This is a genomic window from Kitasatospora sp. MBT66 (assembly GCF_000710405.2).
Taxonomy (GTDB): Bacteria; Actinomycetota; Actinomycetes; order Streptomycetales; family Streptomycetaceae; genus Kitasatospora; species Kitasatospora purpeofusca.
The window spans coordinates 395683-404994 of record NZ_JAIY01000016.1 but is presented as its reverse complement, the minus strand read 5'-3'; the positions used below and the strand labels follow the sequence as shown (position 1 = coordinate 404994).

7 protein-coding genes and 1 pseudogene are annotated in these 9312 nt (G+C 74.8%); 4 read left to right on the top strand and 4 right to left on the bottom strand.

Annotation, left to right across the window (positions count from 1 at the left end):
• Window positions 1-220, bottom strand: a pseudogene (locus tag BI06_RS52670) (pirin family protein); the annotation flags it as partial.
• Between the two features lie 182 nt (window positions 221-402).
• Here BI06_RS52670 and BI06_RS37680 point away from each other — a divergent pair.
• The 3 genes from BI06_RS37680 (at window position 403) to BI06_RS37670 (ending at window position 3392) form a co-directional block, all read left to right on the top strand.
• Window positions 403-990 (top strand): NADPH-dependent FMN reductase, encoded by a 588-nt coding sequence (locus BI06_RS37680; protein ID WP_030393095.1) that lies wholly within the window; start codon window positions 403-405, stop codon window positions 988-990.
• Between the two features lie 44 nt (window positions 991-1034).
• A complete protein-coding gene (locus BI06_RS37675) occupies window positions 1035-1886 on the top strand; it encodes an MBL fold metallo-hydrolase (RefSeq protein ID WP_082558969.1) in 852 nt (283 codons plus the stop codon).
• A 312-nt stretch (window positions 1887-2198) separates the two neighbouring features.
• The gene (locus BI06_RS37670; protein WP_030393093.1) at window positions 2199-3392 is read left to right on the top strand and encodes a PLP-dependent aspartate aminotransferase family protein; all 1194 of its coding nucleotides are present in this window, start codon (window positions 2199-2201) and stop codon (window positions 3390-3392) included.
• Between the two features lie 68 nt (window positions 3393-3460).
• Here BI06_RS37670 and BI06_RS37665 read toward each other — a convergent pair whose 3' ends face one another.
• On the bottom strand, window positions 3461-5248 hold the full coding sequence (locus tag BI06_RS37665) for a SpoIIE family protein phosphatase (RefSeq protein WP_082558968.1): 1788 nt from the start codon (window positions 5246-5248) through the stop codon (window positions 3461-3463).
• Window positions 5249-5375: 127 nt separating this feature from the next.
• Window positions 5376-5840 carry a MarR family winged helix-turn-helix transcriptional regulator gene (locus tag BI06_RS37660; protein ID WP_043475841.1) on the bottom strand — a complete coding sequence of 155 codons (465 nt, stop codon included), beginning with the start codon at window positions 5838-5840 and terminating at the stop codon, window positions 5376-5378.
• A 95-nt stretch (window positions 5841-5935) separates the two neighbouring features.
• On the opposite strand from BI06_RS37660, the gene BI06_RS37655 reads away from it, so the two are divergent.
• Complete coding sequence (locus BI06_RS37655; RefSeq protein ID WP_030393090.1) at window positions 5936-6784, top strand: SDR family NAD(P)-dependent oxidoreductase; 849 nt, start codon at window positions 5936-5938, stop codon at window positions 6782-6784.
• 111 nt (window positions 6785-6895) lie between these two features.
• Here BI06_RS37655 and helR read toward each other — a convergent pair whose 3' ends face one another.
• The gene (helR, locus tag BI06_RS37650; protein ID WP_043475838.1) at window positions 6896-9085 is read right to left on the bottom strand and encodes an RNA polymerase recycling motor ATPase HelR; all 2190 of its coding nucleotides are present in this window, start codon (window positions 9083-9085) and stop codon (window positions 6896-6898) included.
• Window positions 9086-9312 lie beyond the last annotated feature (227 nt).

The following is a 9312-nucleotide window of genomic DNA, read 5'->3' as shown; positions in this document are numbered from 1 at the left end:
CGCGGTGCGGGTGCGGGGGAGCCCCCTTGGCCTCGCCGGGGGCGAGGTCGACCGGGCCGACCTGGTCGACCATCAGGAAGGGGTCGAGGAAGGGCAGCTCGGCGGTGGGGAAGGGCCGGCGGACGGGGAAGCCCGCACCCTCGAAGGTGTGGAACGGGGGGACGACGCGGGCGACGGAGCGGCCGGTCGTCGGGGCGGTGTGCACGGGTGTCGTGGTCATGGGTCGACTGAACTACACCATTCAGTTCAGTGTCAAGACTGAACAGTTCAGTTGACAGAATGAACTGGTCCGTCTAGTTTTCTCGGTGTCGACCCCGGCAGTCACCACGGCACCGGCAGTCACACCCGTGTCATACGGGCAGTCGCATCACAGGCAGTCACATCACCACCGAGGAGTACGTCATGACCGCGTCCAAGATCTTCGCCATCTCCGGTTCGCTGCGCGCCGACTCGCACAACACCCGGCTGCTGAAGGCCGCCCAGAAGTTCAACCCGGGCGGCCAGGAGATCGAGATCTACGAGGGCCTGCGCGAGATCCCGCCGTACGACCTGGACCTTGACACCCCCGAGCTGCGCCCGGCCGTCGTCGAGGACCTGCGCCGCCGGGTCGCCGAGGCCGACGGCCTGCTGATCGCCACCCCCGAGTTCAACTACTCCATCCCCGGCGTGCTCAAGAACGCCATCGACTGGCTGAGCACCGACTGGACCCGCACCGAGGGCCTGCCGCTGCACCGCAAGCCGGCCGCCATCCTCGGCGCCGCGCCGACCAACTTCGGCAGCGTCCGCGCCCAGCTGGCGCTCCGCCAGGTCTTCGTCTGGACCGAGACCGACGTCGTGGTGAAGCCCGAGGTCATCGTCTTCCGGGCGCACGAGCGCTTCGACGAGGAGGGCAACCTCACCGACGAGATCACCATCGGTCTGCTCCAGGGCCTGCTGTCCGCGCTCCAGGAGAAGATCGACGCCAAGGCGGAGCGCGCGGCCCGCGGCTGACGCCACGGCAGCAGCACCGCACGTACGACGGGGGAAGCAGAGAGATGTCCGACCACAGCGCACCAGCACAGAACACGACCACTTCCACGACTACGACCACCACCACGACCACCACCACACCGGCGCCCACCGCCCCGGTCACCGTCACCGCCGCCCACCTGGGCACCGCCACCGTCCTGTTGCGGATCGGCGACCTGACCGTCCTCACCGACCCGGCCCTCGACCCCGGTCCGGCCGACTACCCGGCGGCCCGCCCGCTGCGCCGCACGGCCGGCCCGGCGCTCACCGCCGACCAGCTGCCGCCGATCGACCTGGTCCTGCTCTCCCACGACCAGCACGCCGACAACCTCGACCCGACCGGCCGGACCGTGCTGGCCCGCGCCACCACCGTGCTCACCACGCCCGAGGCCGCCGAACGGCTCGGGGGAGCGGCCGAGGGGCTGGCGACCTGGGAGAGCCGTCGGATCACCGCCGGCGCCACGACCGTCACCGTGACGGCCACGCCCGCCCGGCACGGGCCGCCCGGTACCGAGGAGGTCACCGGTCCGGTCACCGGCTTCGTCGTCGAGTACGAGGGCGGCACCCTCTACCTCTCCGGGGACACCGTCCGCCACGACGCGCTGTCGGGCATCGCCGAACGCTTCGCCGTGGACACCACCTTCCTGCACCTGGGCGACGCCCACTTCCCGTCCACCGGTGACCGGGCGTTCTCGATGAGCGCCCGCGAGGGGGCCGAACTCGCCCGCGTCCTGGGCGCCCGCACCGTGGTCCCGATCCACTACGAGTCCTGGGAGCACCTCGGCGAGGACCCGGCCGCCATCCCCGGGGCCTTCTCGGCCCCCGACCTCACCGGCCGGCTGCGCCTGCTGACCCCCGGCGTCCCCGAGTCGCTGTGAGCGGCCCCGCCGCGCACACCGGGCCGGGCCCGGAAACCGCCGCGTCGATCCGGGACTTGCTCGGCTGCGGTCCCTGATCCGGCGGGCGGGCGGCTCCCGGTCGCCGGGTGCCCCGGGACCGGTCCGTCCCTCCGCGACAGGGGTGCGGAGGGGCGGACGGTCGGTCGACGGCAGGCACCCGGCGACCGGGGTTCCGAACCCGGCCGGGGTTCCTGACCCCCGGCCGGTCCGGATCCGGCGACCGCGAATCCGGGGCCACCCGGTTGGAATTGGCCCTGGCCCGCCGGCGGCGGACGCGGTCAGGATGGGGGGATGAGCGACTTCCACCACGGGCTGCGTCCCGAGAGCCGGATCGTCCACCCGCCCGTCGAGGAGGTGGTCGGAAGCCGGCCGCTGGGCGTGCCGATCCATCAGGGCCACGTCTTCGCGTTCCCCGACGGCGACGCGCTGGCGGAGGCCTTCGGGGGGCCCGACCGGGCCTTCCTCTACAACCGGCTGGGCAATCCGACGGTCCGTTCGCTGGAGCGCGCCGTGGCCGGGCTGGAGGGCGGCAGCGGTGCGATCGCCGCCTCCTCCGGGATGGGCGCGATCAACACCGTGCTGCTCGCCCTGCTCCGCTCCGGGGACCATGTGATCGCCCAGGAGAGCCTGTACGGCGGCACCTTCGCGGCCTTGGCCGACCTGGCCGCGCGCTGGGGCGTGGAGGTCACCCACGTGCGGGGCGACGACCCGGAGGAGGTCCGCGCCGCCCTGCGGCCCACCACCCGGCTGCTGTACCTGGAGACGGTCTCCAACCCGACCGCGCGGGTCACCGACCTGCCGGCTCTGATCGGCGTCGCCCGGGAGGCCGGGGTGCTGAGCGTGGTGGACAACACCTTCACCACCCCGCTGCTCTGCCGCCCGATCGAGCACGGGGCGGACGTCGTGGTCCACTCGGCCACCAAGTACCTGGGCGGCCACTCCGACGTGCTGGCCGGGGTCGCCGTCTTCGCCGACGCCGCGCTGCACCACCGGGTCTGGGAGCACGGCGTCGAACTCGGCGCGTCCCTGGACCCGTTCGCCGCCTGGCTGACCCTGCGCGGGATGCAGACCCTGGGCCTGCGGGTGCGTCGGCACTGCGAGTCCGCGCTCGACCTGGCCGGACGGCTCGCCGCCCACCCGGCGGTCACCGCGGTGCACCACCCGGGGCTGCCGGGCCACCCGGACCACGAGCTGGCCCGCCGACTGCTGCCGGAGGGCCAGGGCGGGGTGTTCGCCGTCGACCTGGCCGGTGGGCGCGAGGCCGCGAGTGCCTTCGTCGGCGCACTCCGCCTCGCCTCGCTCGCGCCCTCGCTCGGCGGGGTGCACACCCTCGTCATGCACCCGGCCAGCACCTCGCACCGCCAGCTCTCGGACGCGGAGTTGGCCGCCGCCGGGATCGGCCCCGGCACCGTCCGGCTCGCCGTCGGCATCGAGCACCCCGAGGACCTCTGGGCCGACCTGGAGCAGGCCCTGGGCAAGCTCTGAGTCCGCCACCTGCGCGCCCTTCCCGGCGTGCCCCGGGCCGCTCCGCCCGGGCCGCTCCGCCCGGGCCGCTACGCCCGGGGCGGCGGCCGGAGCCTCGGCCGGGCCGCCAGGACGGCGATGTCGTCCTCCGCCGGGTGCTCGGAGGACGGGCCGAGGGCGTGCAGGGCGGCGTCGAGCAGGTCGTCCAGCGGGCCGGTGACGGGCAGGCACAGGGCGGCCAGCCGGGCCAGCGAGACGTCGATGTCCTCGCCGCGCCGCTCCACCAGCCCGTCCGTGTACAGCAGCAGGGTCTCGCCGGGCAGCAGGGCCCGGGTGGTCTGTTCGTAGCCGCCGACCCCGGTGCCGAGCGGCGGGCCGGTCGGGATCCGCAGCAGTTCGGTGGGCCGGCCGGGCGCGACCAGCGCGGGCGGGAGGTGGCCGGCGCAGGAGAAGGTCCACCGGCTCCGGCCGGGGTCGGCGAGCGCGAGCAGGCAGGTCGCCGGGCGGGCGGACTCGTTGGCGGCGATGACGGTGTCCAGCTGCCGCAGGATCCGGTGCGGCGGCAGGTCCATGCCCGCGACGTCGCGCAGGGTGGAGCGGTAGTTGCTCATGTCGACGGCCGCCTCGACGCCGTGGCCCATCACGTCGCCCATGACCAGCAGGGTCCGTCCGAACGGCAGCCGGACGGTCTCGTACCAGTCGCCGCCGACCACCGAACTGCTGCCGGACGGCAGGTAGCGGGAGGCGAGTTCGAGGTTCTGGTGCGGGTTGCCCGGTTCGCTGAGCAGGGCGCGCTGGAGGTCGAGGGCGATGCCCTGGGAGCGGCTGTAGCGGCGGGCGTTGTCGATGCCGGTCGCGGCCCGGGCGGCGAGGTCGCCGACCAGTACCGCGTCGTCCGGGCCGAAGCCGGGCGAGGCGGCGGTGCGGGCCAGGGTCAGCAGGCCGACCATCTCACCGCGCGCGGTGAGCGGCAGCACCAGCAGCGAGGTGACCCCGGCGGAGCGGAAGGCGGCCGCGGTGTGCGGATCGGGTGCCGCCGCCGCGAGCTGCTCGTCGTCGCGCGGGGCGAGCAGCACGGCGACCCCGGAGGCCAGGGCGCGGGCCGCCACCGAACCGTCCCGGTGGCGCACCGACTCGCCCGGGCGGGCCAGCGCGCCGACGTCCGGGCGCAGCGCGGCCGCGGCGGCCAGTCCGGCCCGGTGGAACCGCAGGCCCGGTGCCCCGCCGGGCCGGGCGGCGGTGTCCGGCGGCAGGACGTCGACGGTGGCGAGCTCGGCCAGCCGGGGTACGGCGAACGCGGCGAGTTCGGCGCCGGTGGTGTCGATGTCGAGGGTGGTGCCGATCCGCTCGGCGGCGGCCTCCAGCAGGGTGAGCCTGGTCCGGGCCCGGGTGAGTTCGCGGCGCAGCTCCTGGACCGGATCGGGATCGTCCAGGACGGCCACGACCACGCCGATGACGCGGCCGCCGGCGGTGAGCGGCCGGTAGCGGACCCGCAGGCCCGCCGGGACGGGCGCGCCCGGGCCGTCCGGGCCGCCGGAGACGCGCTCGCGGTCGCGGCCGTCGTCCAGGACCCGGCGCAGCGTGCCGACGGCCTCGGCGAAGGCGGTGTCCGGGGCCGGGCGCCCCAGCAGCTCGGCCCGGCGCAGACCGGTGACGGTGGCGAAGGCGGCGTTCAGGTACAGCCAGCGCAGTTCGGTGTCGAGCAGGGCGACGCCGGCCGGCAGGACGTCGAGCAGCTCACGCAGGAGGTCGGGGTTGTCGCTGTCGGTAGTGTCCGGCCCGCTCCCGGCGAGCGCCGCGGCCGCCGCCGCGAGCGCGGTGGTGTCCGCGCTCGTGGGGGTGCCGCCGTCTCCTCCGTCGTGGTGCCGGAACCGCATAGGTCCATGATCACGCTCCGGGGCGCGGCTCGCCCAGGGAGTTGCGCATCCTTGACCGGTCGGCGGGCTTCCGGTATCGGGTCGACGGGAGGACGGGAGGACGGGAGGACGGGCGGCGCCCGGCCGCTCAGGCTCCTGCGGGTCGCTTGAGCTTGGCCCACACCGCTTCCAGCGCGGCGATGTCGCCGTCGTCGAGGCGGTCGTCGAAGACCTCGGCGAGCGCCGCCCGACGGGTGGCGTCGGCCTCGGCGAACAGCCGACGTCCCTCCGGGGTGAGCGCGATCCGCACCGACCGGGCGTCGGTGGGGGAGGGAGCGCGCTCGACCAGGCCGCGGGCCTGCAGGGCGTCGGCGACCCGGGACACCTGGCTGCGGCTGAGCAGGGTCTTGGCGCCCAGGTCGGAGGCGGCGACCGGTTCGGCCTGGCCCTGCAGCCAGAGCATCACCTCGAACCAGGAGAGCGGCAGGTCGTGGGCCCGGGCGAGGGCCTGGTCGACCCGGGCGCTCAGGGTCGTGCCCGCCCAGACCAGGCCGTAGAAGGCGTGGTCGCGGGCCGTGAGGTCTCCCAGGGTGAGGTCGGTGCGCTGCGACATACCGGGAGCCTACCTTTTTTGCGTGTGCGCGCACGCATCCTGCTATGGTGTGTGTGCACGCACACAAATGACGTCTGCAGATCCAAGGAGTCCCCGTGACCACCAGCGACCGGACCGTTCTCATCACCGGCACCTCCAGCGGCATCGGCCTGGCCGCCGCGGTCGCCGCCGCCGGCGCCGGCTTCCGCGTCGTCGCCACCATGCGCGACACCGGCCGCTCCGGCCCGCTGACGAAGGCCGCCGAGGCGGCCGGCGTCGCGGACCGGATCGAGATCGCCCGGCTCGACGTCACCGACACCGGCTCCGTGGCCGCGTGCCTGGCGGACGTCGTCGCCCGGCACGGCCGGCTCGACGCCGTGGTCAACAACGCGGGCTCCGGCCGGGTCGGCACCGTCGAGCAGGACGGGCTCGCCCCCGTCCGCGAGGTGATGGAGGTCAACTTCTTCGGCGTGGTCGAGGTGACCCGGGCCGCCATGCCGCACCTGCGGGCGAGCGGCGGGCGGGTCGTCACCGTGACCAGCGTCGGCGGGGTGGTCGGCCAGCCCTTCAACGAGGCGTACTGCGCGGCCAAGTTCGCCGTCGAGGGCTTCATGGAGTCGCTCGCCCCGGTCGCCGCGACCGTCGGCGTCACCGTCACGGTGGTCGAACCGGGCGCGGTGGCCAGCGAGTTCGTCGCCAGCCAGGGCATCGACCTGCCGGCCCTGCTGGCCGCCGCCGGTCCGTACGCGCCCGCGCTGGACGCCTACGCGGCCCGCACCCGGACGGCCTTCGACCAGGCGCAGAGCGCGGAGGGGGCTGCGGCGAGCATCGTCACCGCGCTCACCGACGAGCGGCCGCCGTTCCGCGTCCAGACCTCGGACCGGGCCCGTGCCTTCGTCGGCGCCAAGCTGGCGGACCTGGACGGGTCCGCCGTCCAGGGGATCACGGCGGGCTGGGTGGCCTGAGCCCGGGCCGGCCGTACCCGGCGGCGGTTCCCGGCTCCCGGGCCCGGTGGCCGTTCCAGCCCCCGGCGGCGGCGGTGGTGACGGGACGCCACCGCCGGGGACGCGCACCGGTCAGGCCCCGGTGAGCACCACCAGCTGCCGGGTCGCGCGGGTCATCGCGACATAGCGGTCCACGGCACCGCCGACGCCCTCACCGAAGCCCGCCGGGTCGACCAGGACGACCAGGTCGAACTCCAGCCCCTTCGCCAGCCGCGGGGTGAGCGCCCGGATCCGGCCGCTCGCCCGGAACTCCTCGCGGCAGGTCGCGCCGAACTCCGCCGCGAAGGCCGCGTCGCCGATCACGCAGGCCGTGCCCTCGGTGTGCGCCTCCAGCCAGTCGGCCAGCACACCGTCCAGATCGGCGAGCGGGCCGCGAGTGACCGGCACCCCGCTGCGGCGCACCGAGGTGGGGACGTTGGCGTCCGGCAGGGCGGCCCGGATCACCGGCTCGGCCTCCGCCATGACCTCCTCCGGCGTGCGGTAGTTGACGCTCAGCGAGGCCACCCGGGCGCGGTCGAGACCGATCCGGTCCAGCCGCTCCGACCAGGACTCGGTGAAGCCCTCCCGGGCCTGGGCCCGGTCACCGACGACGGTGAAGCTCCGGGACGGGCAGCGCGACAGCAGCATCTGCCACTCGGCGTCGGTCAGTTCCTGCGCCTCGTCCACCACGATGTGCGCGAACGGCCCGGCCAGCCGGTCCGGGTCGGCGGCGGGCAGGGAGCTGCCGTCGACCAGGGTGTCCTTGAGGTCCTGGCCGCGCAGCATGGCGACGGCCCCCTCGCCGTCGTGGTCGGAGTCGATGATGGCGGTGATGACATCGGCCATCCGGTCGCGCTCCTCGGCCAGGGCGATCTGCTCCCGGCGCTTGCGACGGGCGTCCCCCGGGTCGCCGAGCCGCTGCCGGGCCGCGTCCAGGATCGGCAGGTCCGACACCGTCCACGCCTGCGGCTCGGCGCGCTGCAGCCGACGGACCTCGTCGGGGGCGAGCCAGGGGGCGCACAGCCGCAGGTAGGCGGGCACCGTCCACAGGTCGCCGACCACGTCGGCGGCCTCCAGCAGCGGCCAGGCCCGGTGCAGGGCCGTGACCAGCTCCCGGTCCCGCCGCAGCGAGCGCAGGAACAGCTCGACCGGGATGTCCTCGCCGCCCTTCAGCTTGGTCAGCAGGATCTCCGCCAGCTCCGCCCACACCTGCTCGCGCGCCTCGTTGTGCGGGGTGCCCGGGTCCGCGGCCGAGAAGGCCTCGGCCCAGTCGTCCGGGTCCAGCCGGACGTCCTCCCAGTCGGTCGAGACCGTCATGCCCTCGGTGGGCGGCTCCTCGTAGATCCGCACGGCCTGCTCGACCGCCCGCACCATGCCCGCCGAGGCCTTCAGCCGGGCCACCTCCGGGTCCGCCTCGACCGTCGCGACCGCGCCCTCGGCGACCAGGTCCCGCACGGTGCAGGTCCGCACCCCCTCCTCGCCGAGGCTGGGCAGCACGTCGGCGACGTAGTCCAGGTAGGGCTGGTGCGGGCCGACGAACAGCAGGCCGCCGCGCCGGTGCCCGAGGCGCGGGTCGGAGTAGAGCAGATAGGCGGAGCGGTGCAGGGCGACCACGGTCTTGCCCGTGCCGGGGCCGCCGTCGACGACCAGCGCGCCGCGCGAGCCGGCCCGGACGATGGCGTCCTGGTCGGCCTGGATGGTGGCCAGCACGTCCCGCATCTTCGCCGAACGGCTGCCGCCCAGGGTGGCGATGAAGGCCGACTGGTCGTCCAGTGCGGCGTGCCCGTCGAGGCCCTCGGTGACGAACACCTCGTCCCAGTAGTCGGTGATCCGCCCGTCGGTCCAGCGGTAGCGGCGGCGGCTGGCCAGGCCCATCGGGTCGGCGTGGGTCGCGGCGAAGAACGGTTCGGCGGCGGGCGAGCGCCAGTCGATCAGCAGCCGGCGGCCCTCGGGGTCGGTCAGGCCGAGGCGCCCGATGTACACCGGCTCGGCGCCGTCCGCCGGGACGATCCGTCCCAGGCACAGGTCGAGCCCGAAGCGGCGCAGGGCGCGCAGGCGGCCGGTCAGCCGGTGGACCTCGATGTCCCGGTCCATCGCGGCCCGGCCGGCGCCGCCGGGTGCGCGGAGGACGGCGTCGAGGCTGTCGGAGGCCTCGGCGATCGTCCGCTCCAGGCTCTCCGCGACGGCCGCGAAGTGCCGCTCGTCCGGGCCGACCAGGGCCGGGTCCGCCTTGGCGGCGAGACGGTCGGGAAGGTCGAACACGCTGGTGGTGGGGGTGGTCATGGCAGCGGTTCCGATCCGTTGTTCCGACTGGGGCTGGTGCACTGAGCAAAACTCCCGGGTGGGTTGGTTCGGGTGAGGATGATGATTGTGCGGCAGGACGGGGGCCTTGCGGCAAGGCCCCCCTTGCGTTATAAGTTGATAGTGGCAAGAGGAGTGTGATGTCCCACCGCTCCCGCCGAACCTCCACCGCTCCCTCGTTCGCCTTCTTCACGGCTTCCCCGCCGCTT